Genomic DNA, 25963 nt, shown 5'->3' on the forward strand with positions numbered 1-25963 from the left:
CGAAAACGAACACTTTTTAACCTATTTTCGCACATATCTTTTTCATAAACCCTCATTTTTGACCAATTAAAGCACATTTTGGCCACTGGCATGTTAATTGGCTTTTATCCATCAAATGGAGAAATCAGTTGACCAACTTAATCGAAAAGTGTTTCCACTAGAAGCCGTATTTTGGACGATAGCCTTGATAAGCTTGGCGCTTTTTACACCTAGTGAAGCGAGCCACTTTTCACTTTGTCCGATTGACAGACTTGGATTTGATTTTTGTCCAGGATGTGGCTTAGGAAGATCTATGGCTTGGGCATTCAAAGGCGAATTTGCCCGTTCATTTTCACAGCATTGGTTAGGGATCCCAGCTATTTTGCTATTGATTTATCGCATTTTTCAACTTATTGTAAACTATTTAAAAAAGTAAAATTATGGCAAGTGTATTAAAATATCTACCTGAGCTTGAAGGTATGGAAATGATGAATGTATCGAACATTCTCAATGATATGAATGAAGATCAAGCACAGCTTTTTGCTACAGTCTATCGTGCTAGACGAAAAGACAATCAGTTGATTCTGTTGTTGGCGCTTCTAGGTTTTGTTGGGTTTGCTGGTATACACAGGTTTATATTAGGACATATTGGGCTAGGTATCTTATACTTATTGACTGCAGGTCTATGTTTTATCGGAACGATAGTGGATCTAGTCAACTTCAAGAGCTTAGCTGCTGAGTATAACTATAAAATAGCTGTAGAAGTACGTGGCTTGGTGATATCGACTACTAACAGCACAAACGGTGGATCAAATGTATAAGTCAATAAAATTAATCATCGGGACGGTGTTTGCACTTGTCCTGATGATCCACACAGTATCTGCTCAGTCACTTTTAGAAGAGGCTTCTTTTAGAGAAAGTGGCATCAAGCGATTAGAAATCAATAGTAGCTTCATTGAGGTAGATTATCAAGGAGGCATGGGAGAGGAGTTGACCTTTGCTGGTAAGATTTTCGGAAAATCAAAAGATCAAAATCCGTACAAAATACGCTATGAGCGATTAGGGGAAACTATGAAGGTCTGGATCGAGGTATTAGAAAATAATAAATCATGGTTTATGAATAATGCATTAGAAGGAGCCTTCATCTTTACAGGTCCTTCTGATCTTGCGATTGATCTCAAGATATCTAGTGGTAATGCTTTTGTCAGAAATGTAAATCATGATTCACTGAGTTTTAGAGCATCATCAGGATCTATTTCACTTCAGGATGTCCAAGGTCACATTTATGCCGCTACTACTTCAGGAATGCTAAAGCTTCAAAATATAAAAGGAGATATTTCAGGCAAAGTAACTTCAGGAAGTCTCAAAATGAACAATATAACTGGAAATCAAATGGATATCTCTAGTAGTTCTGGAAGTATTGAACTAGTAGAGATCAATATGCAAAGTGTATCACTTTCAACAACTTCCGGTAGTATATCTATGACTGATGTAGCTGGTCTCTCACGTGCAAAAAGCTCTAGTGGTTCTATAAAAGGCAAGAATGTGCTGGCTAGTGAGACGCTCAACTTAAATACTTCGTCAGGATCTATAGCCATAGATTTTAACAATAAACTCAATGAGGGGAAAGTATCCTTAGCAGCCAGCAGTGGTTCACTTTCTATCAACGGAAATAAGTCTTCCAAAAAGCTTGAGATGGGACAGGGGAATAGCTTTCGCATCAATGGAAGAAGCTCTTCAGGAAGTCAGAAATTGACTTTTAGGTAATAAAGATAACTCTCAATTTTTTTAACTACCACCACCTTGATTCACGTCAAGGTGGTTTTTAATTACTTCACAGGCATTTCATTAGCCTCTTTGCCATCTTGGATGTCAAGTACCTCTGTTACCACATAGGTAGAAGCGCCTCTCCAAGGTACTGGAGCGAAGTATTCTTTATATCTAAGCTCTACAAAGCGACCGCTAGCTCGCTCCAATTTGGATGCGATTTCATCACTTTCTACACTAAATCTAAATTCATTGCTCTGTAATCCTCCTGGGGTAGGACTCTGAAACCCGGCTTGGACTAGTCTACCTTCATAGGTTTTAAATACAAAACCTTTCTTCTCAAAATAGTTTAGATCTCCCGCTTTGACACCTTCACTGAATACAAAAAAGTACCGCCACCAAATGATGATAGCAAGCACAACAAGTCCAATAGGTATGGCAATTTTTAAGAATTTTTTCATAGTGTTGTTAGTTGACTATACAAATTACAAAACATAGGCAAGATAAGTTAAAATCAAGATTATTTTAACAATGCTGCCTGCATCTTAGCTATGCGATCTTCTAGCTTTTCAGAGCTTAGCTTAGCACGTAGCCGATCGACCATGATAGGAAAAGCAAAAGGAGTAGGTCTAGCGCATCTTTGTAAATGTATTTTTTGTTGATTGATACGCTGCATGGCTTTGATCAATCGTTCCTTTTCAAGTTGCACGGTCAACACTTCTTCTTTGGCTTGGTATAAAAGTAAATTCTCAGGATCGTATTGTTCAAAGACGCCATAGAGAATTCCCGAAGAAGCTTGTAAGTGTTTTTGAGTGATGCCTTTCCCTGGGAATCCTTGAAAGATCAAACCCGCTATGCTGGCAATATCTCTAAACTTTCTTTTGGCCATTTCTGCTTGGTTGATACTTGCATAGATATCACTCAGTAGATTATTCATCGAAAATAAATCAGTGGATAGCGCTTCTTCTATCGGTATAGGCTCATCAGAAAGAAGTTCAAACCCGTAATCATTCATGGCTATGCTAAAGGATATTGGAGTATCTAAACTGATTCTATAAGCGATCAATGAAGAGAGTACTTCATGTACAAAACGCCCCTCAAATGGATAAATGAATAGATGATGTCCTTCTTTGGTCTCTACATATTCTATCAAAAGTGTATTCAGATCAGGAATGATAGAAAGTCTCTGTTGCGTTTCTAAGATTGGTTGGATAGTCTGTAGCTCTATACTTTCATACCGCCCTAAAGCCGCTTGATGAAGTTCTTCTCTGATCATATTGGAGAGTTGTGAAGAGAGCGGCATCCGACCGCCCATCCAGCGAGGTACGATTCCTGTTTTACGATTGGATCTACGGACGAGTACTTGCATCTCTTTAATCTGGATAAATTCGAGACTTCTTCCAGCAAAGAAAAACACATCTCCTTTTTTGATTTTACTGATAAAACTTTCTTCTACCTGTCCGATATAGCCTCCAGTCATGTACTTCACTTTCAGCATAGGATCACTCACGATCGTACCAATGGATAGTCGATGTCTCAGTGCTATTTTCTTATTTTCAACCTTATATTTCCCATCTATGAGTGATACTTTAGCATATTCATCATAGCCACTTAGACTTTCTCCTCCATCAGTGATGAATTTTAAGACCCATTGCCATTCTTCATCAGTGATCTCTTTAAAGCAAAAGGTGGTTTTGATCTGATCAAGTATTTTGTTTGGCTCAAATCCCTCCCCGACAGCTAAGGTCACCAAGTATTGTATCAGTGTATCGAAACTTTTCTCCAAGGGGATTCTGTCTTCAAAGCGCTTGTTTTTGATGGCCTTTTGTAGTGCAATGCTCTCTATGAGTTCTAGAGAGTTGGTAGGAAGGAAGTATATCATACTTTGAGCTCCTGGTTGATGTCCACTACGACCTGCTCTTTGTGCAAATCTGGCTACACCTTTAGGACCGCCTACTTGTATGACAGTCTCTACAGGTCTAAAATCGACTCCCAGATCTAGACTTGATGTGCAGACTACTAACTTCAGTTTTCCTTGATGTAGCGCTTCCTCTACCCATGCTCTGACGTCATTGTCAAGTGACCCATGGTGCATCGCTATCAGACCAGAGAGTTCTGGAGCAAACTCCAGAATCTTTTGATACCACATCTCTGTCTGAGATCTGGTATTGGTGAATAGGAGTGTGGTCTTACTTTTTTCAATGATGGGCAAGATTTCAGGAAGCATCTTGATACCCAAGTGTCCACCCCAGGGATATTGTTCTACCTTAGGTGGCAAGATTGACTTTACGACTATTTTCTTGTTGATATCAGCGATGACACTTACGCTTTCTGGATAGTTTGAGCCTAGTAAAACCTCCTTAGCTTGCTCTAAATTGCCTATGGTGGCAGATATCCCCCAAATCTTCAGAGGCTTATCAGTTAAAGACTTGATTTTAGACAGTGCTAGCTCTATCTGTACCCCTCGTTTATTGCCCAGTAACTCGTGCCATTCATCTACGACTACTGATTTGAGTGTCGAAAATAGTTTATGAGAGTCTTTTTGACTTAGTAGCAGGTGCAAACTTTCTGGTGTAGTAATGAGACACTCTGGCATATTTCGTTTTTGTTTCTGCCGCTCTGCCGATGTTGTATCTCCGCTTCTTACCGCTACCTGCCATGGGAGTTCAAGAGCCTCACAGACCTGTTCCATAGCCAATTTGATATCCTGTGCGAGCGCTCTCAACGGAGTGATCCAAATGATCTGTAGTCCATTTTTCTTTGGTTTAAGATAGTCTGGATTTTGCTGAATATACTCCATGAGTACAGGTAGCCAAAGGGAATAAGTCTTGCCACTACCAGTAGGTGCGTTGAGTAAGCCACTCTTACCCTCTAGATAAGCTCGCCATACTTCCTCTTGAAATGGAAACGGCTTCCAGCCTTTTTGAGCAAAAAATGTATGACCTATTGAAATATCAGCCATATATGGAAAGTAGCTTTTTGAGATCAGCAAGTGTATTAGCTTCTTTGGCTGTTTTATCTTTTCTCCATCTGAGTATTCTAGGAAATCTCAATGCTATGCCTGACTTGTGTCTTGGGCTTTTTTGGATACCCTCGAAAGCTATTTCAAATACTAATTCTGGAACAACCGTTCTCACGGGGCCAAACTTTTCTTTTGTGTTCTTCTTTACGAAGGCATCTATTTCCTTTAACTCAGCATCTGTCAGACCTGAGTAGGCTTTGGCAAAAGGAACTAAGAGATCTCCGTCCCATACGGCCAAAGTGTAATCTGTAAATAAATCTGCTCGCCTTCCATGACCTTTTTGAGCATAGAGCATCACACCATCTATCGTGAGTGGATCTATCTTCCACTTCCACCAAGAGCCTCGTTTTCGCCCTACTTCGTAAGCAGCATCTTTATGCTTGATCATCATACCTTCAGCGAGCATCTCTCTTGACTTTTCTCTCAGTTGAGTCAAATGATCCCAACTGTCTGCAGAGATTAGAGGAGATAATATAAAAGTTGGGATAGTCGTAAAGCACTCATGCAGTTCCTCCAAAAGTGATCTTCGAACTTCTTGTGGGCTTTCTCTGATATCGCTGCCTTTCCATTCGAGAAGGTCATACGCAATAAATGATATAGGAGCCTCTTGTAAGATCTTTTTGGACAGGACTTTTCGGCCTATTCTTGTTTGAAGCAATGCAAATGATAAAGGTTGTCCATCGGCATAGGGAATGATCTCACCATCTAATACAGTCCCATCAGGCAGTGATTTAAAAGCATGTAGCTCTGGAAATTTGTCTGTTACTAACTCTTCTCCTCTCGACCAGATATACACTTCCCCACCTCTGATGATGATTTGTCCTCTAATGCCATCCCATTTCCATTCTATCTGCCACTGCTTGATAGACCCTAATTCCTTTGGATGATCCTCTATTGGATGGGCTAGGTAAAAAGGGTAAGGTTTAGAGTGATCATCTTGATGTCTTTCCTCCAAGATGAGTTTTTGGAAGCTAATCCTATCAGGATGCCAGTCACCCATTAGTCTATGCGCTATCACAGACTTGTCTATGTCAAATGCCTCTGCAATGGCTCTAGTTACCAGATTTTGAGAAACACCAATTCTAAAACCACCAGTAATGAGCTTGGTAAAAACAAACCGCTCTTTTTGATCTAAACTCTGCCAAGCATTTATTATACGAGCCTTCTTTTCTGACTCTTCTAAATCTTTAAGGTCTTGCAAATAGTTGATCCACCAAGTCAAGCTATGTGATGTATTATTTTCAGTGATAGGAAGTAGGAGGGAGATAGTCTCTGCTAGATCACCCACAGTATGGTAGCTCTCTTCAAAAAGCCAATCTGGAATACCAGCATAGTCAGCTGTCCAGATTCGAAGTAATGTAGTGTTGATTTGCCTTTTTGGTCTTCTATGGGTAAAAAGCGCTAATGCCCAGAGCTTATCCTCATCAGGGGCATCTAAAAAGTAAGTTTTCAGAATCTGAACCTTGTCATTAGTCTTATTGGTCTGGTCCAGTTCTTCAAAGAGTCTTGCAAAGCGCTTCATATATTACTCCTATGGCATTGTGAATTTAACAGTTAACAAGAGTAATTGTTAGTTGCCTGACAGATTATGTCACTAATATTAAATAAAAAATCCTGCCTCTTTAGGAAGCAGGATTTCTCTGATTGATGTAGGATTAACGCTTATTCATTTCTACGTATGGTCTTTGCGTATATCCAGTGTATACTTGTCTTGGTCTACCAATCGGCTCACCATTTTCTCTCATTTCTTTCCACTGCGCTATCCAGCCTGGAAGTCTACCAAGGGCAAACATCACAGTGAACATATCAGTAGGAATACCTAGTGCTCTGTAGATGATACCTGAGTAGAAATCTACGTTTGGATAAAGCTTTCTTTCGATAAAGTACTCATCATTAAGCGCAGCTTCTTCAAGCTTTTTAGCAATCTCTAAGATAGGATCGTTAACTCCCAACTTGCTTAATACATCATCTGCAGCCTTTTTGATGATTCTAGCTCTTGGATCAAAGTTCTTATAAACTCTGTGACCAAAGCCCATCAGTCTGAAAGGATCATTTTTATCTTTTGCTTTGGCTAAGTACTTATCAGCATCTCCACCATCTGCTTTGATCGCTTCAAGCATCTCTATCACTGACTGATTAGCACCTCCGTGAAGTGGTCCCCAAAGGGCATTGATACCAGCAGAAATAGAAGCATATATACTTGCCTGAGAAGATCCTACGATCCTTACTGTAGAAGTAGAGCAGTTTTGCTCGTGATCTGCATGAAGAATGAGCAATTTATCAAGAGCATTAGCTACTACTGGATCTACTTCGTACTTTTCAGCAGGAAGCGCAAACATCATTTTCAAGAAGTTTGAACAGTAGTCTAAGCTATTGTCTGGATAGTTTACCGGGTGACCTACTTTATTCTTGTAAGACCAAGAAGCAAAAGTAGGAAGCTTAGCAAGTAATCTAATAATACTCAAATTGACCTCCTCAGCAGATCTATTGGGATCTAATGACTGAGGATAAAAAGCTGTCAAAGAACAAACCAAAGAAGATAATACGCCCATTGGATGCGCGTTAGAAGGGAAGCCTTCTAGGATCTTTTTGATGTCTTCGTGTACGAGTGTATGTGTAGTGATTTCATTTGAGAACTTAGCATATTGCTCAGCTGTAGGTAGCTCACCATATATGAGTAGATAAGAAACCTCTAAAAAGTTAGACTTATCAGCTAAGTCTTCGATGTTATAACCTCTGTATCTTAAAATACCATTTTCACCATCAAGATAAGTAATAGCACTCGTTGTAGCGCCTGTGTTTTTGTATCCTGGGTCTATGGTGATCAAGCCTGAAGCACCTCTAAGTTTGGCGATATCAATGGCTTTCTCTTGCTCAGTACCTTCTATGACAGGCAGCTCATATTCTTGGCCGTCATACGAAAGTTTTGCTATTTCTGACATATATGTTGGGTTTTTATATAATTGAAATATTAAAATTCACGCCCTAAGATAACTAAAAAGACTTTCATTCTTGGTATCCAATTTAAAAATGAAAAGTACTTCTATCCTTTTGTAAACAAAATGGTATTGTGACTACTCAAGCTTTCACTTTACTGCGAAAACTTAATTTGATGAGACCCGCGGCATAACTCACATAAAAGCTCATCACGGTCATAGTCGTCATCAAAAGTAGTGCTTTAGGAAAATTTGGAATGCCAATATGTATTCCAAATGGCATCATCACTAACCAAACTAGGGTAAGTACAGATCCAAAAACCATAAAAGCCATCAAAGCTGATCCTAAAGCTAAAAATAAAGTTTGAACACCCTTCACATCGACACTTCTCACCCCGTAATAAAATCCAGAAATGATGAAAAATGCTAGTCCCATCATTATTTCTAGTGTCCAATCTATTGTTATCATTTGATTCATGTTTATACATGTATATAATCGTAAACAAATAAAATTTGTTCGGTTCAGATCAAAAAAATAAGGGAAAACTTAGTGCTTTCCCTTAACTATTTTGAATGTCTGTTTCTCTTAGTCACAAAACTCTGCGAAAACATCCACTAAATGGTCACCGATCATCTGTGCGGTACGACCTTCGATATGATGTCTTTCGATGAAATGTACTAGCTCACCGTCCTTGAATAAAGCTACTGCTGGAGAAGATGGTGGATAAGGCGCTGTTAACTGTCTCAGTCTGTCTACAGCTTCTTTATCAACACCTGCAAATACCGTAGCAAGCACGTCTGGCTTTTTAGGTGATTTAGCAATACCGTATTTCACGCCTGGTCTGGCAGCACCCGCAGCACAGCCACACACAGAATTGATAACGATAAGAGAAGTCCCTTTATGATTTGTCAGATGGTTGTCCACATCCGCTTGAGTTTTGAACTCTACGAAACCTGCTTCTGTCAGGTCTGCTCTCATGGGAGCTACAAGTTGTTCTGGATACATATGCTTTACTTTTTATAAAAACCCTAATTCTAATTTAGCTGCTTCAGACATCATATCTTGCGTATAAGGTGGATCAAATGTGATTTCCACTTCTACTTCATTGATGCCTTCGATTTCACTGACTGCTTTTTTGACCTCTCCAGGTATATGCTCAGCTGCTGGGCAAGATGGAGAAGTCAGTGTCATTAAGATGAATACATTATTAACAGGATAGAGATTGATCTCATAGATTAATCCTAGCTCGTAGATATCTACAGGAATCTCAGGATCATATACCGTCTTGAGCGCAGCGACTACGCGCTCTTTCATTTCTTCCTTGTTGATTACACCTTCTTCACTCATAATTATTTCTGCATTTGCAATTTTGCTTGGCAGGCCAAAGCGTACATTTTCATTTGTTTGATCATCGCTGCTAGACCATTAGATCTTTGCGACCCTATGATTGAGCCCATTCCTATTTTTTCTATAAAATATAGGTCAGCTGATAGTATATCTTCAGGCTTTTGCTGATTGAGCACTCGGATCAAGAGACTAATGAGTCCTTTTGTGATATCTGTATTACTATCTGCATTGAAAGAAACTTTGTCAGCATCGGTATCAGCTGTCAACCAGACTTTAGATTGGCATCCTTTGATGATGTTATCTTCTGTCTTGTCACTTTCAGCCATTGCTGGAAGTTTAGCTCCTAGCTCCATGATGTAGAAGATAGTACTCTCTCTGTCATTACCTAAGATAGCAAATTCATCTATGATTTGATCTTGTATGCTATTGATGGTCATACGCTTTGCTTCATTTTGGCTAGTTTAGCTACGCCTTCTAATAGCGTATCAATTTCATTCTTGGTATTGTAAACAGCAAAGGACGCTCTCACAGTTCCTTCAATATTGAATAGCTTCATCAATGGTTGTGTACAGTGGTGCCCAGTTCTAACGGCTATTCCTCTAGCATCAAGCATCATCCCCACATCAAAGGGATGCATACCTTCTATAAGAAAGGAGAGAACACTTACTTTTTTAGCTGCTGTACCAATTAGCCTGACGCCTGGTATAGATTCCATCCCCTCAGTAGCATAGGCTAAGAGCTCATTTTCATGTGACATGATGGCATCTTTACCTAGCTCATTGATAAATTGAATCGCTTCATTGAAAGCTATCACATCGCCAATATTAGGCGTTCCTGCCTCAAATTTAAAAGGGATCGTATTGTAAGTAGTGCCAGCAAAGTCAACTTCTTTGATCATTTCACCACCACCTTGATATGGAGGCATTTCTTCGAGAAGTTCTCTTTTTCCGTAAAGAAAACCTACACCTGTAGGTCCGTACAGCTTGTGAGCAGAGCAAACATAAAAGTCACAGTCTAAGGCATGGACATCTACAAGTAGGTGAGAGGCTGACTGCGCACCGTCTAATAAGACTTTAGCGCCTATTTGATGGGCTTTTTGAATAATCTCCTCTACTGGATTGATCGTTCCTAGTGCATTTGAAGCATGGACAATAGAAACAAGTTTGACAGACTTGTCTAACAACTCATCAAATGAGTTCATATCTAGCTCGCCAGACGCTGTCACTTTGATGACTTTCAATGTAGCACCCGTAGCTTCGCAGAGCATTTGCCAAGGCACTATATTAGAATGGTGCTCCATGTGAGAGATGATGATACTATCACCCTTCTTTATGTTTGCACGACCAAAAGTTGCTGCTACTAGATTAATACCATCAGTAGTTCCTTTAGTAAAAATGATTTGGTCTTCACTAGGGGAGTTGATAAACTGACAAATACTAGCCCTTGTATGCTCAAAATAGCGAGTAGATCTATCTGCCAATGCATGTGCGCCTCTGTGGATATTGGCATTATCTACTTCATAGTACTTATTTAAAGCCTCTATTACTCGCTTTGGCTTTTGAGTGGTTGCAGCATTATCAAAGTACACCAAATCTTTTCCATTGACTTCTTGGTGAAGTATGGGGAATTGATCTCTGATAAGTTTGAGATCAAAAGATGATTTGATGTTTGCGTTTTGTATCATTAATAATGTGCTCCTAATCTTTCTTTGATATTATCGATCATATAGTTTCTGAGACTATCTATACTGACGTTGGCAATGACATCTGCTGCAAATGCTTCTAAAAGCATCGCACGTGCTGATACTTTGCCTACACCGCGCGCTTGTAAGTAAAACAAGGCTTCTTCATCTAATTGGCCAGTCGTACAACCATGTGAACACTTCACATCATCCGCCCAAATTTCCAATTGAGGCTTAGTATTGATGGTAGCATCTTCAGACAGTAGGATATTGTTGTTCTGCTGAAAAGCATTTGTCTTTTGAGCGATCCTTCTTACGTAAATCTTGCCATTGAAAACTCCTCTTGAGCTATCATCTAAGACGCCTTTATAGAGTTCATTAGAATTGCAATGTGGCTCTCTATGATCTACAGATGTATGATTATCTACATGAGATTGACCATTGAGCAAATACAGTCCATTCATATTAGCTTCTCCACCACTACCATTAAGCGTGATATTGAGATTGTTTCTCAGCATACCACCTTGGAGTGAAAGCAGATAGGAGGAAAAAGTAGATGATTTCTCTTGAAAAACTTCAAGCGTATTAACTTCTATCGCTTCTTTACTTTGCTTTTGTACTTTATGGTATTGCAAGTGGGTATTTTCAGCACAATAGATTTCAGTCAAGCCATTGATAAAATATCCGCTTCCTTCTTCTGAGATGATCTGTTCTATAAATGCACCTTCGGCAAATTCCTCTGAAGTGATCAAGACTCTAGGGTAGGAAGTTTCTTGATTGTTTGACTGATAATATCTAAATATAACAGGTTTAGTAAGGACTTCTTTCTTAGCTAGATGAATGTGAACAACCTCTTTTGCATAGACGGTATTGAGCGCTATGAAGGCATCCTTATCAGCTTTAGCGTAAGATCCAAAGTGTTTTTTAAATGATGCTGTCTCAGTAGAACCATCTTCAACATTTACGTTTAGGCTAGGAGAGTAGCTTGATAGATTAGCGTCATATACTCCATTATTAAAAGCAATGATATCAGCATCGAGGTCAGCTATCACTTCTTTTCGAGTCAAAGAAGCACTTATATCAAACTTTTCTGCAGGAAGTAAAGATACTTTTGCTTTGTCCAGCGTTTTAGTGATTGCTGTGAACTTATATTCTTCTTCTTTGAGTTTTGGCAATCCATTTTTTATCAAAGCTTCTTTCGCCTGATTAAAAATATCAAGTCTATTTTGAGCTAGCTTATTAGGATTGAGCCTCTTAAAGAATTCCGCTGTCTGCGCCTGTTGTGTTAATTCCATGATGATTAAATTAAAAGGTGAATCAAAAATCAAACGGTAGCTCCGTCTACTTCTTCCTTGATCCAGTCGTATCCTTTTTCTTCTAATTCTAATGCAAGTTCTTTAGTACCTGACTTGACGATTCGGCCTTTGTAGAGCACGTGAACGTAATCTGGCACGATATAATCTAAGAGTCTTTGATAGTGAGTCACTACAATGGTCGCATTGTCTGCTGATTTCAGTTTATTGACACCATTGGCTACGATGCGGAGTGCATCGATATCAAGACCAGAGTCAGTTTCATCAAGAATGGCAAGTTTCGGCTCTAGCATGGCCATTTGGAAAATTTCATTTCTTTTTTTCTCACCACCAGAAAAACCTTCGTTTAATGATCTGCTGAGTAATTTTTGATCTATCTCTACCAAGCCCATTTTGCTCTTCATCAATGAAAGAAATGAAACAGCATCAAGTGGTTCCTGACCTCTATATTCTCTTACTTGATTGACAGCAGTCTTTAAGAAATTAGTTGAACTAACCCCCGGGATTTCTACAGGATATTGAAAAGCTAAAAAGATACCTTCTCTCGCTCTGTCTTCTGGTGATAAGTCAAGTAAGTCTTTGCCTAGAAAAGAAACTTCTCCTTCAGAAACTTCATACTCTTCTCTACCAGCTAGAACAGAGGCTAAAGTGCTTTTTCCTGAACCATTAGGTCCCATGATCGCGTGAACTTCCCCTGGCTTTACTTCAAGATTGATTCCTCTAAGGATTTCTGTTCCCTCGATGTTAGCATGTAAATTTTTTATAGATAGCATTGTCTTTGTCGATTTTTGGCTTTGTTCTTTATTCTAATTATCCTACTGATCCTTCAAGTGTCAGAGCAAGTAGTTTCTGTGCTTCCACAGCAAACTCCATTGGAAGCTGGTTGAGGACTTCCTTAGCGTATCCATTTACAATCAGTGCCACTGCATCTTCTGTACTGATTCCTCTCTGATTACAATAGAAGATTTGATCTTCTCCGATTTTTGAAGTGGTTGCTTCATGCTCTACTTGAGCAGTGCTGTTATTAATATCTATATAAGGGAATGTATGGGCACCGCAATTGTTTCCCATAAGCAATGAATCACATTGAGAGAAATTTCGAGCATTGGTTGCTCGCTTCATCACTTGTACTTGACCTCTGTAAGAGTTTTGGGACTTTCCAGCAGAGATGCCCTTAGATACAATTCTTGATTTGGTATTTTTACCGATATGGATCATTTTAGTTCCAGTATCTGCTTGCTGATAGTTATTAGTGACAGCTACAGAGTAAAACTCACCAATAGAATAGTCGCCTTTCAATATACAAGAAGGATACTTCCAAGTGACCGCTGATCCTGTTTCTACTTGAGTCCAAGAGATTTTAGCATGGTCACCAGCACAAATTCCTCTTTTGGTTACAAAATTGTAAATACCACCTTTACCATTTTTGTCTCCCGGATACCAGTTTTGTACGGTAGAGTATTTAACTTCAGCTTTGGCGCCTGCATAGATCTCCACTACTGCTGCATGAAGTTGATTTTCATCTCTCATTGGGGCTGTGCATCCTTCTAGGTAACTCACATACGCTCCATCTTCCGCTACGATCAATGTTCTCTCAAACTGTCCTGTATTGGCTGCATTGATACGGAAATAGGTGGAAAGCTCCATAGGGCATCTCACACCTTTTGGGATGTAACAAAATGATCCATCTGAAAAAACAGCCGAGTTTAGCGCAGCATAATAGTTATCTGTAGCAGGAACTACGGATCCCATATACTTTTTGATCAGCTCAGGATGATTATGAACTGCTTCACTAAATGAACAGAAGATAATACCCAGTTCTCCTAACTTTTCTTTATAGGTAGTCGCCACTGATACGGAGTCTATGACAGCATCTACCGCCACTCCAGTCAATCTTTTTTGTTCATTGAGAGAAATACCCAATTTCTCAAAAGTTTTGAGCAATTCAGGATCTACTTCATCAAGATTTTTCGGATTGACTTTTTTCTTTGGAGCAGAATAGTATTTGAGGTCTTGAAAATCAACTTTTGGATAGTTGACATTAGCCCATTCTGGTTCTTCCATTTTAAGCCAAGCACGATAAGCCTTAAGACGCCATTCTAGCATCCACTCTGGCTCTTCTTTTTTGGCTGAGATAAATCTAATGATGTCTTCATTGAGACCTTTTGGAGCTTCATCAGCTTCAAAATCTACGGTCCAACCGTGCTCATATTCACGTGAAGTAAAGTCCTCTAATATTTGGTCGTCTTTGCTCATATTTAGTTATTTAGACTAATTATATTTAGCTACGCAAATATACAACATTTATCTGAAAAGTATTGTTTCAGGCCTTGTTTAAAATAGGGGAGTGAAATCAGAAATTGGCTAAAATGAGCTGAATAATAGCTTTTTAAGCCTCATAGTAAAATATGATTTTTTTATATAAACAATAGACAAGCTCTATAATAATGTGTTTAAAATTATTTAGATTTAATCTTAATAATTTTCATGACTCAAAAAGTGAATAAAAAAAGCCTCTAACATTGGAGAGGCTTAGCTTTATTTTTTGATTTCTTCTAGAAGCTGTATGGGTCTATTGATGCTTTCTTCAAGAGAGATAAATGTCTCTGTGCGATCTATGCCTTCCACCTTTTGAATTTTATCATGAAGTACTGTTCTTAGATGATTGGTGTCTTTACAGATGATCTTTGCAAAAATGCTATAATTACCAGTAGTATAGTATGCGCTGACTATTTCAGGGATGGCTTTGAGTTGCTGTACTACACTTTCATATAAAGAGCTTTTTTCTAGATATATTCCCAAGTATGCCGAGATATCATAACCCAGTTTGGCATAATCGATATTGAGTGATGCACCTTTTACTACACCCATTTCTTCAAGTTTGCGCATGCGCACATGGATAGTACCACTAGAAACGAAGACTTTTTTGGCTATTTCAGTGTAGGGAGTTTTCGCATCCTCATTCAAAAGTGATATTATTTTGAGGTCTATGTTGTCGATTTCGTAATTTTTATCCATGATTTTTTAGCTTTCTTAATGGAAAGATAATCAAAATATCGCTTTTATAAAAAATGTATAAAAAAATTGCTCTATAGGAAATATCCTTTTTATTCATCAAAATTGTTTTTTAGTTTTGAAACTACAATGTTATTTTACTTATTGTCAAAATGTAAGTAGAATCAACTGTTGATTGGATAAGTGATGTTGTTAAATTTCGGTTTGAGCTTTTTTCAAACGTTTGAATGAGCACTCTATATCTATGTTATATTTGGGTTTATTTTCCGGTAAAGATCCCGCCAGCGAGCGGGATTTTTCTTTTTAGTAAATTTCATCATGAAAAAGATTAGAGTTGTCTGTGCAGTTATACAAGATAGAAAGCGATTGCTGACATTTCGAAGAGGTAGTCAAAGCGCTCATGCTGGACTTTGGGAGTTTCCAGGTGGCAAAGTGAAACTTGGCGAGACTTTAGATGAAGCCTTACATCGCGAGATTTGGGAGGAACTCATGATCAAAATTAAAATCTCAAAGCAGCTTCCACCAGTCGTGCATCAATATGACACATTTAGGATTCATCTGTTTCCTTTTTTATGTAGTATAGAAAAAGGTGTTATTCATTTAACAGAACATGACGCGTATCAGTGGGTTGATCTTCAAGAGGCTCAGATGCTTGATTGGTCTGCAGCTGATGTAGCCATCTGGAAAGCATATTTCAAGTCGACTTTTTAACACTTTAGTCTTTGAGCTGGTTATGGGAGAAAACCAATCATACTATGAAAAAATATAGCTTTCTACTTTTACTTCTTCTAGCTGTCACTATATCAGTGGCACAAGATAAGATATCATCTTCTGTAGGTGAAATCACGATCAATCCAGTTACTCATGGTTCATTTGCCATGCAGTGGGATGACCAAAGTATCTTTGTAGATCCTTATGGAGGTCCTGAAGGTTTTGCGAAATTTGGTGCTCCTGCACTTGTCATGATCACAGATATTCACGGAGATCACTTGGATAAGAAAACCCTAGCAGGTATTGATCTTAGCAAAGCTACGCTGGTAGCTCCACAAGCTGTCGTAGATCAACTGGGAGACATTAAATTTTCGCAAATTATCACACTTAATAATGGAGAATCTAAGATGTGGGATAAGTTAGAAGTAGCTGCTATCCCAATGTATAATCTTCCAGAAACAGAAGATTCAAGACATCCAAAAGGTAGGGGCAATGGCTATGTGATCACTTTTGGAGACAAGAAATTCTATATCTCAGGTGACACAGAAGATATCGCTGAGATGCGTGCTTTGAGAGATATCGATGTGGCATTTGTTTGTATGAATGAGCCTTATACTATGAATGTAGATCAAGCAGCAGATGCTGTTATTGATTTTAAACCTAAGGTAGTATATCCTTATCACTACAGAGGATCTGGAGGGTTAAGTGATGTAGATAAGTTTAAATCTTTAGTAGAGGCTGGTGCTACCAATGTTGAAGTAAGATTGAGAAAGTGGTATTAATCTAGACATCAAATTGTAATTCATAAAAAGCTCTTCTTTGCGGAAGGGCTTTTTTTATGCTTTGATAGGTAGTTTCAAAGATTTTTTAAACCTGATAAATTAAATCAATTACTACTTAATTGGATTTAATCTAAATAGCGATTATGTTTGCATCATATTTATATTCAATCTAAATAAAGATGAGAGCAATATCCTATTTATTCTTACTGATACTAGTCATAGCATCCTGTAATAGCAGGCAATCTGATAAAGTTGAGAAGCTTTCGACAGTAGAAACTGATGATAGAATAGTTATCGTAGGGGGAACTACAGCCGAAATAGTATCCGCAGTAGGACTAGAATCTCAGATAGTAGGTGTAGATCGTACAAGTACATATCCAGAGAGACTTCAAGCATTACCATCTGTAGGCTATAGAAATAGCATCAAAGCAGAAGGTATACTTTCCCTTAATCCTACACTCATCTTATTAGAAAATGAGTATGTAGACCAAGTAGTACTGGAACAGCTTAAAAGTAGCGGCATAGAAACAGTCGTACTAGATAAGCCTAATACTACTAAAGAGGCAATAAGCTACATAGAGAAACTAGGCGCACTACTTGACAAGAAAGTTGAGGCCAATCAGCTCATAGAAAAGCTTCAAAGTGATTTGGCAGCAGCTCAAGAGAGCTTAGAAACCTACCAAAATGATTCACTAAGTGCAGCATTTGTGATGGCACGAGGAAAGGACATGATCTTCCTAGCGGGTCAACAGACCTTTGTAGATGAAATGTTCGCACTTGCAGGACTTCAAAAAACTGAGGTAGAATTTCAAGATTTTAAACCTTTAACGCCTGAGGCACTTATCAAGCTCAATCCCGATTATGTAGTTTTCTTCGAAAGCGGCTTACAATCTATCGGAGGAATGGAAGGAGCACTGCAAATAAAAGGCATCTCTGAAACGACTGCTGGCAAAAGAAAGCAGATCATTGCCATAGATGGTCTTAAACTTTCTGGATTTGGCCCCAGAACAGGCGAAGCTATTCTCGAACTTATCCAAGCAACCTATGCTGATTCGAAGTAGTCATAGGATGTCATTGATAGGAGCGATGCTATTGATACTTATAGCTGCCATGATGCTATCTGCTGTAGTAGGTGCCTATCAACTTTCTTTAAATGACATCTTTCATGTGATTTCTTATCAATTGGGTTTCACTAAGGATCAACCAAAACCAGAGCTATTAGCAGTGTTTTGGAACATCAGACTACCGAGGATATTGCTTGGTGCGATGGTTGGTGCTGCATTGGCTATAGCTGGTGCAGCCCTTCAGGGATTATTTAGAAATCCACTAGTAGAGTCCGGTCTCATAGGGGTGAGTAGTGGCGGGGCATTGATGGTGGTTATTTTGATCGTTTTTTCCAACATCATCTCTTTAGAGATTGCACCTATTTTTATACAGCTACTACAGCCTTTGGTGGCTTTTATTGGAGGATTACTTTTGACCATAGCGGCTTATAAATTGAGTAAAGTAGGGTCAAAAGCTGATATCAGTTTACTGATACTATCTGGGGTAGCCATCAATGCACTAGCTGGAGCTTTGATAGGCCTTACATTATATTTTGCGGATGATGCCGCGATTAGAAATTTCACATTTTGGAGTCTGGGGGATTTAGGCGGTGCTAATTGGCTCAAGATCGGCATCTCTGCACCATTGATCTTAGGCTCAATAGGTTATCTGCTGAATACTGCCAAGCCGCTCAATCTTTTATCCCTAGGAGAATCTGAAGCATTTCATATGGGGCTTTCTGTGGAGAAGGTTAAGACAGGTATCATATTAGCTGTAGCGATGGCAGTAGGTGTCAGTGTGGCATTTACGGGTATTATTGGATTTGTCGGGTTGGTGATTCCACACATCATCCGTCTCCTCATCGGTGCGGATCATAAGCTTGTTTTGCCCTTATCAGTTCTTTTAGGAGCTTCCTTTTTAGTACTAGCAGACCTAGCTTCTCGTGTGGTAGTTTCACCTTCTGAGTTACCGATTGGGATTATTACTTCTTTAGCAGGAGCACCATTTTTCATTTGGTTATTGATCAATTTCAAAAAGAAAAGTAGGGTATGATAGAAGTGAGAAATATACACCACTGTCTCAGTGGCAAAATGATCATTGATGAACTCAGCTTTGAGTTAAATACCGGGGAGCTATTGTGTGTCCTAGGTCCAAATGGCGCAGGAAAGTCCACTTTGCTTAAGTTGCTATCAGGCGAGAGCCACTGTAAAAGTGGTCAGGTATTGTACAATAAGCAAGCAATCCATGAACTGAACCCTAAGCAGCTTAGCAAAATACGTGCTGTCATGCCTCAGCACAGTACCGTGAGTTTTCCTTTTTCTGCCAAGGAAATCATCATGATAGGTTCGGATTTAAATAAAAATGAATTAGCCAAAACTTTAGCAGAAGTAACTAAACTCACCAAGGTAGATCAACTTCTGGACAGACCATATCAGCAACTATCCGGGGGAGAGAAGCAGCGTGTCCAACTAGCTCGCGTACTGATGCAGATATGGAAGGACGCTCCCTATCCTAGATTCTTGTTTTTGGATGAGCCTACATCAAGTTTGGATATCGCCCAGCAGTATCAAGTTTTTGAAATCGTCAAATCTCTTAAAAGCAAAAATATTGGCATTCTAGCGGTTGTTCACGACATCAATCTAGCCGCTCAAAGTGCGGACAAGGTACTCCTCCTAAAGTCGGGGAGAGCCATGGCTTTTGGAACCACTGATGAGATCATTACCAAGGAAAATATCTCTAGGACTTTTGACCATCAGGTATTGATACAAGCTCACCCGATCACGCAAAAGCCATTAATCATTAGCAACATTAATCAAAACTATCATGCAAAAACATATGGAAACATCTCTTATGCTAACTGAAGAATTGAAGCAACTAAAATCGACTTGGGAGCAACTGATCAAGGAAAGTCCTCAATTGAGAATACGTGATGCTGCCCAGAAGTTAGGTGTCTCAGAACTTTCTCTATTAATGACTGACATCGGAAATGGGGTCACAAGATTAGAGGGAAATTTGCAAGAGCTATTTAAGGAACTGCCTAAATTGGGTAAAGTGATGGCACTCACTAGAAGTGATGCTTGCGTACTAGAACATAAAGGTAATTTTCAGAAGATAGAAATCAATGGAGAGTTTCCAAATGGTATTGGTACTGTGATAGGCCCCATAGAACAAAGGGTGTTCTTTAGTGCATGGAGGTATGGGTTGGTGGTAGAGAAAGAGACGCCTAGAGGCCCTAGTCGCTCGTTTCAGTTTTTTGATAAGCAAGGTGATGCTATCTTAAAAGTATTTGCACAAAATGATACAGATATGGAAGCTTTTTATCAGATCAAGTCTTTATATGAAGCTGCCTACCAAGATCCATATGTCGCTCTAGAATCATTCGAAACGCCTGAATATGAGACAAATATTGATATAAAAGCTTTTGCCTCCGACTGGGCTAACATGAAAGATACGCATGAGTTTTTTGGAATGATCAGAAAGTACAAACTCCATAGACAAGAAGCACTCAGGCTAATAGGGAAGGAGTATGCCTATCAGATTGCTATTGATAATCTCGAGAAGGTACTCAATCATGCTTCTGAGACTCAAGTTCCTATCATGATATTTGCTGGCAATAGAGGCAATATTCAAATCCATCAGGGTAAGGTAAAAGTCATCAGAATGATGGGCGATTGGCTCAATGTCCTTGACCCTAGGTTTAATATGCATTTGGACCTCGCTCAAATCAAACATGCTTGGGTTGTGAAAAAACCTACTGAAGATGGTATTGTCACTTCTATAGAATTATTTGATCACAATGCACAGCTTGCTGCTCAGTTTTTTGGTTTGAGAAAGCCTGGTTTAAGGGAAAATCAAGATTGGGCTGCTCTAGTCAACTCCTTTGAAAGTATCGTTTAAAATATCAATTAAATGTAGATGATGGTTTTTTTTAAATCATTACTTAGAATTAATCTTAATAAAATAGGGTTCATTCTCTATTTGAGTTTAGTATCTCTTACTGCTCAGGCAGAAGATATCCAACTGATGATCCTCAATCAGGACTCTCTACCCGTACCATATGCACAAGTAAGGCTTGAAAATGGATCAGGTCTAGTGGCGGATATACAAGGTAGAGTGGCTTTACCCCATTCTTTCAAGGAGCAAGTGGTCACTGTTAAAGCTATTGGCTACACTATCACTCAAATCAGATTAGAAAGTAGTCCACAGCAGCGGATCATCTTAAAAGAAGATCCAAAACAACTAGATGAAGTAGTCATCTCTGCTACGAGAACTTCCCGCTTCATCGATGATATCCCTATGCCTGTGACGATCATCAACCAAGAGATGATCAGACAATCTGGAGCTTTGAGACTATCTGATGTACTAAGGGAACAAGCGAGTCTCCAATTGACAGGTGATCACGGAGTTAGTGTACAGATGCAAGGTTTATCCAGTGACTATGTGCTTATCTTGCTGGACGGTGAGCCATTAATAGGAAGGACTGCAGGTACATTTGATCTTGAGAGGATCGCAGTAGCAAATATTGAAAGAATTGAGATCATCAAAGGGCCTTCAAGTTCACTTTATGGAAGCGAGGCCATGGCTGGTGTGATCAATATCATCACTAAAGATCAAAAAGGAAAGCAAATTGGTATTCAATCAAGGTATCGCTCTTTCAATACCTTAGATTTAGGAGCTACTGTTGATCTAAACGGGGAGAAAACTGATCTAAGTGTCTTTCTCAATAGATACAGAACAGATGGTTTTGATCTAAATCCTTCTCTTCCTGGTCAAACAGCTGCTGCTTATAAAGCTTATACTCTACAGACTAAATTTGGTTATAAGTTCTCTGATAAGCTAAGGTTTACTCTAGCACTCCGAGGCTACCAAGAGCGACAGCAAAACGAATTAGCCTCTATCGTCAATGGAGAGGTGATAGGGCTCAGGACTACTGGTAGGCAGACTGATTTTAATATCAATCCTGTCGTGAGTTTCACTCCTTCTTCTGATCTGACGATTACTTACAGAAATTATCTCACCGGTTATGAAACTTTGGTGAAAACTTGGGATGAATTTGACAATGTTTCCTCGGATCCCTTCAATCAGACTTTGAATAGAAATGAAATCCAAACTGATTGGCAGTGGCAAAAAAATCACCTGTCAAGTATTGGTATAGGTTATTTATCAGAATCAGTGGATGCGCTGCGATATGAGGGATTGACTCGATTTGATGCATTTTACTTATTTGGTCAGCATCAGTGGACTCAAGATAGGTCAAGCTTGGTGCTAGGATTTAGGTGGGATCAGCATAGTCAATATGGCCAAAGATTGAGCCCTAAAGCCTCTTATCAGTACAATATCAGCAAAAATCTCAACTACAAAGTATCTATAGGTGGTGGATTTAAAGCACCAGATTTCAGGCAGCTATTGCTCAACTTTAATAATGCAGCTGTAGGATACTATGTATTTGGAAATCAAAGACTACAAGAAGGTGTAGAGATGCTTCAAGATCGAGGATTGATTAGTCAAATATTGATTGATCCGAGCACTTTTGGTCAGCTTGAAGCTGAATCATCTTTGAGTTTGAATACTGGATTTACTTGGCAAAAAGAGAGATTCAAGGTCAGTACAAACTTCTTTTATAATGACATCAATAACTTGATTGAGACACTGCCATTTGCTACGCTTAATAACAGACAGCAAGCGTTTACTTACCGCAATGTATCAAGTGTGTTTACTACAGGGTTGGAGCTTGAAAGTAGCTATCAATGGAGGGCATTTAACTTCAATCTAGGCTACATGTACTTAGAAGCGAAAGATAGAGAAGTACTAAACGCAGTGAGAGAAGGTCAATATTTTAGGGTCAATACCTCTAACTATGGAGGATTATTCAATAGGAGTCGACACAATGCCAATCTGAAAATCTCATATCTGAATAATGCTCATGACTTTGACATTAGTCTGAGAGGATTGTATAGAGGCAGGTTCGGTTTTGCAGATTTGAATGGCAACCTGATTCTAGATATGGATCAAGAGTACGCTCCTGGCTTATTTTCTCTCAATGCGAGTGCCTCAAAAACTTTCAATGATAATCTGAGACTCGAAATAGGGGCTAATAACCTACTCAATCAAGTCATCAGACAAGATCCTACCAATCCCGGTAGATTACTTTATGTTGGAATTTCTTATCAATTAACTAAATAAATCAAACCATTATGAGAAGTATTAAATCAATTTTCTTTTGCTTAGTCATTATGTCCTTTATAGCCTGTTCGGAGGATGAAGCTATCCCATCACAATTAGGAGACGAAGTATTGATCGAGGATATGCATGCGCCAAATGACGTGATCGATAGACAAACAGGAGAAGTGACGGAAGAAAGACCATTTGTTTACTTTAATTTTCAGCTAGGAGAAGTGGTATCCGAAAGTGAAACTTGGGATCTAGCCTTCAAAGGAACTACGATTATATCTAACGGTGGTGTGTCTGGTACTGCTGATGTAGCTGTAGCGATGCTAGAAAATACAGAATTTGAGTCTCTGAATAACATTCCAAGTGAAGCGACTTTTCGAGCTGATACTGAAGAGCGCTTAGCTATCGCAAGTGGTAGTGGCAACGGTTGGTATAACTATAATAGTCAGACAAATTTGATCTCGCCTATTCCAGGACGTGTTTTCATTGTAAGAACGACCTCTGGGGACTTGGTAAAAGTTGAGTTTTTAAGCTACTACCAAGGCAATCCACCGCTAAACGAGGTAAATCCATTTGCTACTCCTAGTGCATATTATACATTCCGATACGTTTCAGGCTTATAAATCAAAAAAGGGGAGTTGTTAGCTCCCCTTTTCATTACCATTCTATATCACATCCTATCCATTGATCTTCCGTCTGGCCGATAGGAGCACCTGGAGGTGTCTCCTGCGTTCTACTTGGACTGATCACTTGAAAATTCGTGTCAAGCGCTGAGTAAATCTGATCTAAAGTATTTTGATGCGCTCTTCCTAGAGCATCAGTGTATCGTAAACTACCCGAAACAATACCTTTCATAGTCTTTGCTTCATCAGCAGCCATTCCTCTTACCGTGAGAGAGGCATTAGGATTTTTAGCTAAATTGATAAGCTCAGTGAAATAAATTTTCTGAACTTGGAGTAATATTAGTCCCCTTAGATTTTCCTCATATCTACTGCTTCTGACTAATTCATCCGTCATTTTATTCAATACATCATCAAATCCAAGATAACTTTTGCCATAGATTGCCTTTTGTTGAATCAGTCTATTGGCACGCTCAGGATGGAGCATCAACTGAATAAAAGGTCTAGAGGCAGATTCTGCTATCGCCACTGGATCTATGGTGATACCGTTTTGGGTAGGAAAAGTTTCTCGTCCTCTACCATATCCTATGGGTCTAGGTGGGATGGTAGACAGGATATTTTCTGGTAAAATCAAAGTATTTGGATCAATCACACGCATCATTGCAGCTAATGAATTATTTTGAAGCTTTGGATCTAGCACGCGCATTTCTGGCTGATTGTCACCTTTGAGTTTGTATCTATAGTCCAAACCTCCGATGAGCTTTACTGCTGCTTCTGCTTGATATCTGTGCATAAGGTATAGTGGCACTAGATATTCCTCCATAGTAGCAAGTGGTTCACCTGACTTGATGACCGAAGGTGAAAATTCAGCCAATTTTTTACTTCTAATATCCATCAGACGATGAAGTTCAGCAACTGGATCTGGACCATTGTCCCACAGGTGTGCACTTGGATGTCCACCACCTGCAGCACGTGAGTCAGCATCTGAGATGAAGTATAACCCTTGCTTTTCTGCTTCTTCTAGGATCTTATTCAAAGCTGCTTTTTCATCTTCTTCTGGACCAAATTCACGGTAGCCGTAGTTGATGGCGACCTTATCCCAAGCCGCTATTTTGTCATCATAACTATTAGAAAAGTCAAGGTTTCCATCCTTATCCATGACGTATTTAGGATGAGGATAGTCCATGACCGAGGCATCATTGGCAGTACTTGCAGCATAATTATGTGCCAGCCCTAGTGTATGTCCGATCTCATGAGCAGAGAGTTGCTTAAGTCTTGCGATAGCCATTTGCTCCATGCGAGGGTCTGCTTTCTCACCTTTGGCATAAGGCATCAAAAGCCCCTGCGCGATAAGAATATCTTGTCTTACTCTCAATGAGCCAAGGGAGACATGGCCTTTGATGATCTCACCAGTTCGTGGATCTACGACTGATGCTCCATATGACCAACCCCTAGTAGAACGGTGTACCCATTGGATGAGATTATACCTGACATCCATTGGATCTGCTCCTTCAGGCAAGAGTTCTACTCTAAAAGCATTGCTAAAACCTGCCGCTTCGAAGGCATCCTTCCACCAATTGCCACCATCTAAGAGCGCAGATCGTACAGGCTCTGGAGCTCCTCTGTCTAAATAGTATACTATTGGTTCTACTGGGTCTGAGATAGCAGCATTTGGATTCTTTTTCTTGAGTCTATGTCTAACGATCATGCGCTTGACAATCGGCTCACCGATAGGTGTAGCATAATCCATGTAGCTTCTACTAAAATATCCCGCACGTGGATCAAAAGCTCTTGTCTCAAATCCAGTATCTGGTAGCTTGACAAATGAGTGGTGCATACGTACACTTACGGCATCAGGACTTGGAGTAACAGATCTAAGGTTGCCACCAGCACCGGTTCCAGTGAATGTGATCGTAGCTTCAAACTCGGTATTTTCTGGAAAATTTTTAGTTTGTGGTAGATAAATGGCAGATCGAGAGGCTTCTACACGATAAGTTCCTTGATTACTTCTTCTCAAAGTCTCCGCTACACCATGTGCATCTTGTAAGAAAAAGTTGGTAGCATCTACTGCATAGCCATCGCCTACTTTTTCAGCTACTTCAAATCCCCAAAGTACTGATTCTGCAAATGCTTCTTTGACTGCACGGATCTCATCTGGATTATCAGAGACGGCTCTGTAGTCTAAGTTAGGCTGTACCAAAAGGATTTTTGAGCCAGACTTACGAAATTCGACCACGCGTGTATCACCCAGCTGTCCACGATCTAGTCCGATATCATTAGATCCGAGACCAGCTGATAAGGAATTTACGTACAAAAATTGCTCGTCTAGTTTATCTATGATGAGCCATATCTTCCCTTTATCATCATCCCAGTAAAAGTTAAAATAACCTTCGTATCTAGTCATTTTGTCCCATTTCTGCTCATTGGATGATTTCTCATTTTGAGCGTGAGTGGTGACTATAGAAGTGATAAATAAAAGAGATAGTAATACTTTAAAACAAAATTGCTTCATGAAAATCGATTTTGGTTGATAGACGAATACAGCCATTAATATAATATTTATAGGGCTATCA

Annotated in this window: 25 protein-coding genes; 11 read left to right on the forward strand and 14 right to left on the reverse strand. The window is 39.3% G+C overall.

The genetic code is table 11. The annotated features are described in order from the left end of the window. The first annotated feature begins 115 nt into the window (after positions 1–115). The 3 genes from I5349_RS02970 to I5349_RS02980 are packed head-to-tail and all read left to right on the forward strand — an operon-like array spanning position 116 to position 1746. Positions 116–415, forward strand: a complete 300-nt coding sequence (locus I5349_RS02970; protein WP_226389239.1) for a DUF2752 domain-containing protein — start codon at positions 116–118, stop codon at positions 413–415. A gap of 4 nt (positions 416–419) precedes the next feature. Further along, positions 420–800 carry a TM2 domain-containing protein gene (locus tag I5349_RS02975; RefSeq protein ID WP_226389240.1) on the forward strand — a complete coding sequence of 127 codons (381 nt, stop codon included), beginning with the start codon at positions 420–422 and terminating at the stop codon, positions 798–800. Continuing rightward, positions 793–1746, forward strand: a complete 954-nt coding sequence (locus tag I5349_RS02980; protein ID WP_226389241.1) for a DUF4097 family beta strand repeat-containing protein — start codon at positions 793–795, stop codon at positions 1744–1746. Before I5349_RS02975 ends, I5349_RS02980 begins: the two co-directional genes overlap by 8 nt. Positions 1747–1808: 62 nt before the next feature. On the opposite strand, the gene I5349_RS02985 is transcribed toward I5349_RS02980, so the two are convergent. From I5349_RS02985 to I5349_RS03045, 13 genes are all read right to left on the reverse strand, one after another. Then, positions 1809–2207 carry a hypothetical protein gene (locus tag I5349_RS02985; protein ID WP_226389242.1) on the reverse strand — a complete coding sequence of 133 codons (399 nt, stop codon included), beginning with the start codon at positions 2205–2207 and terminating at the stop codon, positions 1809–1811. A 59-nt stretch (positions 2208–2266) separates the two neighbouring features. Beyond that, complete coding sequence (locus I5349_RS02990) at positions 2267–4708, reverse strand: ligase-associated DNA damage response DEXH box helicase (RefSeq protein WP_226389243.1); 2442 nt, start codon at positions 4706–4708, stop codon at positions 2267–2269. Then, complete coding sequence (locus I5349_RS02995; protein ID WP_226389244.1) at positions 4701–6290, reverse strand: ATP-dependent DNA ligase; 1590 nt, start codon at positions 6288–6290, stop codon at positions 4701–4703. The genes I5349_RS02990 and I5349_RS02995 overlap by 8 nt, the downstream gene beginning before the upstream one ends. Before the next feature lie 133 nt (positions 6291–6423). Beyond that, a complete protein-coding gene (locus I5349_RS03000) occupies positions 6424–7710 on the reverse strand; it encodes a citrate synthase (protein ID WP_226389245.1) in 1287 nt (428 codons plus the stop codon). A gap of 136 nt (positions 7711–7846) precedes the next feature. Then, entirely contained in the window at positions 7847–8173 is a 327-nt protein-coding gene (locus I5349_RS03005; protein ID WP_226389246.1) for a hypothetical protein, read from the reverse strand. Between the two features lie 117 nt (positions 8174–8290). Continuing rightward, complete coding sequence (locus tag I5349_RS03010) at positions 8291–8710, reverse strand: BrxA/BrxB family bacilliredoxin (protein ID WP_226389247.1); 420 nt, start codon at positions 8708–8710, stop codon at positions 8291–8293. A 12-nt stretch (positions 8711–8722) separates the two neighbouring features. Further along, entirely contained in the window at positions 8723–9052 is a 330-nt protein-coding gene (locus I5349_RS03015; RefSeq protein ID WP_226389248.1) for an SUF system Fe-S cluster assembly protein, read from the reverse strand. A 2-nt stretch (positions 9053–9054) separates the two neighbouring features. Next, positions 9055–9489, reverse strand: a complete 435-nt coding sequence (locus I5349_RS03020) for a SufE family protein (protein ID WP_226389249.1) — start codon at positions 9487–9489, stop codon at positions 9055–9057. Continuing rightward, positions 9486–10736: an aminotransferase class V-fold PLP-dependent enzyme gene (locus I5349_RS03025; RefSeq protein WP_226389250.1), complete on the reverse strand. Its 1251-nt coding sequence runs from the start codon at positions 10734–10736 to the stop codon at positions 9486–9488. Before I5349_RS03025 ends, I5349_RS03020 begins: the two co-directional genes overlap by 4 nt. Continuing rightward, the gene (gene sufD / locus I5349_RS03030) at positions 10736–12028 is read right to left on the reverse strand and encodes a Fe-S cluster assembly protein SufD (RefSeq protein WP_226389251.1); all 1293 of its coding nucleotides are present in this window, start codon (positions 12026–12028) and stop codon (positions 10736–10738) included. Before sufD ends, I5349_RS03025 begins: the two co-directional genes overlap by 1 nt. A gap of 29 nt (positions 12029–12057) precedes the next feature. Continuing rightward, positions 12058–12819: a Fe-S cluster assembly ATPase SufC gene (gene sufC / locus I5349_RS03035; RefSeq protein WP_226389252.1), complete on the reverse strand. Its 762-nt coding sequence runs from the start codon at positions 12817–12819 to the stop codon at positions 12058–12060. A 37-nt stretch (positions 12820–12856) separates the two neighbouring features. Then, entirely contained in the window at positions 12857–14302 is a 1446-nt protein-coding gene (gene sufB / locus I5349_RS03040; protein WP_226389253.1) for a Fe-S cluster assembly protein SufB, read from the reverse strand. A gap of 282 nt (positions 14303–14584) precedes the next feature. Further along, positions 14585–15064, reverse strand: a complete 480-nt coding sequence (locus I5349_RS03045; RefSeq protein WP_226389254.1) for an Lrp/AsnC ligand binding domain-containing protein — start codon at positions 15062–15064, stop codon at positions 14585–14587. Positions 15065–15379: 315 nt separating this feature from the next. Here I5349_RS03045 and I5349_RS03050 point away from each other — a divergent pair, with 315 nt between their 5' ends. From I5349_RS03050 to I5349_RS03085, 8 genes are all read left to right on the forward strand, one after another. Then, a complete protein-coding gene (locus I5349_RS03050) occupies positions 15380–15772 on the forward strand; it encodes a (deoxy)nucleoside triphosphate pyrophosphohydrolase (protein ID WP_226389255.1) in 393 nt (130 codons plus the stop codon). Positions 15773–15816: 44 nt separating this feature from the next. Continuing rightward, positions 15817–16554 (forward strand): MBL fold metallo-hydrolase, encoded by a 738-nt coding sequence (locus tag I5349_RS03055; RefSeq protein ID WP_226389256.1) that lies wholly within the window; start codon positions 15817–15819, stop codon positions 16552–16554. Between the two features lie 179 nt (positions 16555–16733). Further along, entirely contained in the window at positions 16734–17615 is an 882-nt protein-coding gene (locus I5349_RS03060; protein ID WP_226389257.1) for a heme/hemin ABC transporter substrate-binding protein, read from the forward strand. Further along, entirely contained in the window at positions 17599–18651 is a 1053-nt protein-coding gene (locus tag I5349_RS03065) for a FecCD family ABC transporter permease (protein ID WP_226389258.1), read from the forward strand. The genes I5349_RS03060 and I5349_RS03065 overlap by 17 nt, the downstream gene beginning before the upstream one ends. Then, entirely contained in the window at positions 18648–19460 is an 813-nt protein-coding gene (locus I5349_RS03070; RefSeq protein WP_226389259.1) for a heme ABC transporter ATP-binding protein, read from the forward strand. The genes I5349_RS03065 and I5349_RS03070 overlap by 4 nt, the downstream gene beginning before the upstream one ends. Then, positions 19423–20496, forward strand: coding sequence for a hemin-degrading factor (locus I5349_RS03075; protein ID WP_226389260.1), 1074 nt, complete (start codon positions 19423–19425; stop codon positions 20494–20496). Before I5349_RS03070 ends, I5349_RS03075 begins: the two co-directional genes overlap by 38 nt. An 81-nt stretch (positions 20497–20577) precedes the next feature. Then, entirely contained in the window at positions 20578–22782 is a 2205-nt protein-coding gene (locus tag I5349_RS03080; RefSeq protein ID WP_226389261.1) for a TonB-dependent receptor, read from the forward strand. Positions 22783–22793: 11 nt separating this feature from the next. Then, entirely contained in the window at positions 22794–23393 is a 600-nt protein-coding gene (locus tag I5349_RS03085) for an HmuY family protein (RefSeq protein WP_226389262.1), read from the forward strand. A gap of 34 nt (positions 23394–23427) precedes the next feature. Here I5349_RS03085 and I5349_RS03090 read toward each other — a convergent pair whose 3' ends face one another. Then, positions 23428–25902, reverse strand: coding sequence for a zinc-dependent metalloprotease (locus I5349_RS03090; protein ID WP_226389263.1), 2475 nt, complete (start codon positions 25900–25902; stop codon positions 23428–23430). Positions 25903–25963 lie beyond the last annotated feature (61 nt).

Origin of the sequence: Penaeicola halotolerans (assembly GCF_016464625.1) — a bacterium.
Classification (GTDB): domain Bacteria; phylum Bacteroidota; class Bacteroidia; order Cytophagales; family Cyclobacteriaceae; genus Penaeicola; species Penaeicola halotolerans.

Bases quoted from the DNA above. Each gene is read 5' to 3' on its own strand.
- I5349_RS02970 (WP_226389239.1), top strand. From the start codon at position 116: ATGGAGAAATCAGTTGACCAACTTAATCGAAAAGTGTTTCCACTAGAA.
- I5349_RS02975 (WP_226389240.1), top strand. From the start codon at position 420: ATGGCAAGTGTATTAAAATATCTACCTGAGCTTGAAGGTATGGAAATG.
- I5349_RS02980 (WP_226389241.1), top strand. From the start codon at position 793: ATGTATAAGTCAATAAAATTAATCATCGGGACGGTGTTTGCACTTGTC.
- I5349_RS02985 (WP_226389242.1), bottom strand. From the start codon at position 2,207: ATGAAAAAATTCTTAAAAATTGCCATACCTATTGGACTTGTTGTGCTT.
- I5349_RS02990 (WP_226389243.1), bottom strand. From the start codon at position 4,708: ATGGCTGATATTTCAATAGGTCATACATTTTTTGCTCAAAAAGGCTGG.
- I5349_RS02995 (WP_226389244.1), bottom strand. From the start codon at position 6,290: ATGAAGCGCTTTGCAAGACTCTTTGAAGAACTGGACCAGACCAATAAG.
- I5349_RS03000 (WP_226389245.1), bottom strand. From the start codon at position 7,710: ATGTCAGAAATAGCAAAACTTTCGTATGACGGCCAAGAATATGAGCTG.
- I5349_RS03005 (WP_226389246.1), bottom strand. From the start codon at position 8,173: ATGATAACAATAGATTGGACACTAGAAATAATGATGGGACTAGCATTT.
- I5349_RS03010 (WP_226389247.1), bottom strand. From the start codon at position 8,710: ATGTATCCAGAACAACTTGTAGCTCCCATGAGAGCAGACCTGACAGAA.
- I5349_RS03015 (WP_226389248.1), bottom strand. From the start codon at position 9,052: ATGAGTGAAGAAGGTGTAATCAACAAGGAAGAAATGAAAGAGCGCGTA.
- I5349_RS03020 (WP_226389249.1), bottom strand. From the start codon at position 9,489: ATGACCATCAATAGCATACAAGATCAAATCATAGATGAATTTGCTATC.
- I5349_RS03025 (WP_226389250.1), bottom strand. From the start codon at position 10,736: ATGATACAAAACGCAAACATCAAATCATCTTTTGATCTCAAACTTATC.
- sufD (WP_226389251.1), bottom strand. From the start codon at position 12,028: ATGGAATTAACACAACAGGCGCAGACAGCGGAATTCTTTAAGAGGCTC.
- sufC (WP_226389252.1), bottom strand. From the start codon at position 12,819: ATGCTATCTATAAAAAATTTACATGCTAACATCGAGGGAACAGAAATC.
- sufB (WP_226389253.1), bottom strand. From the start codon at position 14,302: ATGAGCAAAGACGACCAAATATTAGAGGACTTTACTTCACGTGAATAT.
- I5349_RS03045 (WP_226389254.1), bottom strand. From the start codon at position 15,064: ATGGATAAAAATTACGAAATCGACAACATAGACCTCAAAATAATATCA.
- I5349_RS03050 (WP_226389255.1), top strand. From the start codon at position 15,380: ATGAAAAAGATTAGAGTTGTCTGTGCAGTTATACAAGATAGAAAGCGA.
- I5349_RS03055 (WP_226389256.1), top strand. From the start codon at position 15,817: ATGAAAAAATATAGCTTTCTACTTTTACTTCTTCTAGCTGTCACTATA.
- I5349_RS03060 (WP_226389257.1), top strand. From the start codon at position 16,734: ATGAGAGCAATATCCTATTTATTCTTACTGATACTAGTCATAGCATCC.
- I5349_RS03065 (WP_226389258.1), top strand. From the start codon at position 17,599: ATGCTGATTCGAAGTAGTCATAGGATGTCATTGATAGGAGCGATGCTA.
- I5349_RS03070 (WP_226389259.1), top strand. From the start codon at position 18,648: ATGATAGAAGTGAGAAATATACACCACTGTCTCAGTGGCAAAATGATC.
- I5349_RS03075 (WP_226389260.1), top strand. From the start codon at position 19,423: ATGCAAAAACATATGGAAACATCTCTTATGCTAACTGAAGAATTGAAG.
- I5349_RS03085 (WP_226389262.1), top strand. From the start codon at position 22,794: ATGAGAAGTATTAAATCAATTTTCTTTTGCTTAGTCATTATGTCCTTT.
- I5349_RS03090 (WP_226389263.1), bottom strand. From the start codon at position 25,902: ATGAAGCAATTTTGTTTTAAAGTATTACTATCTCTTTTATTTATCACT.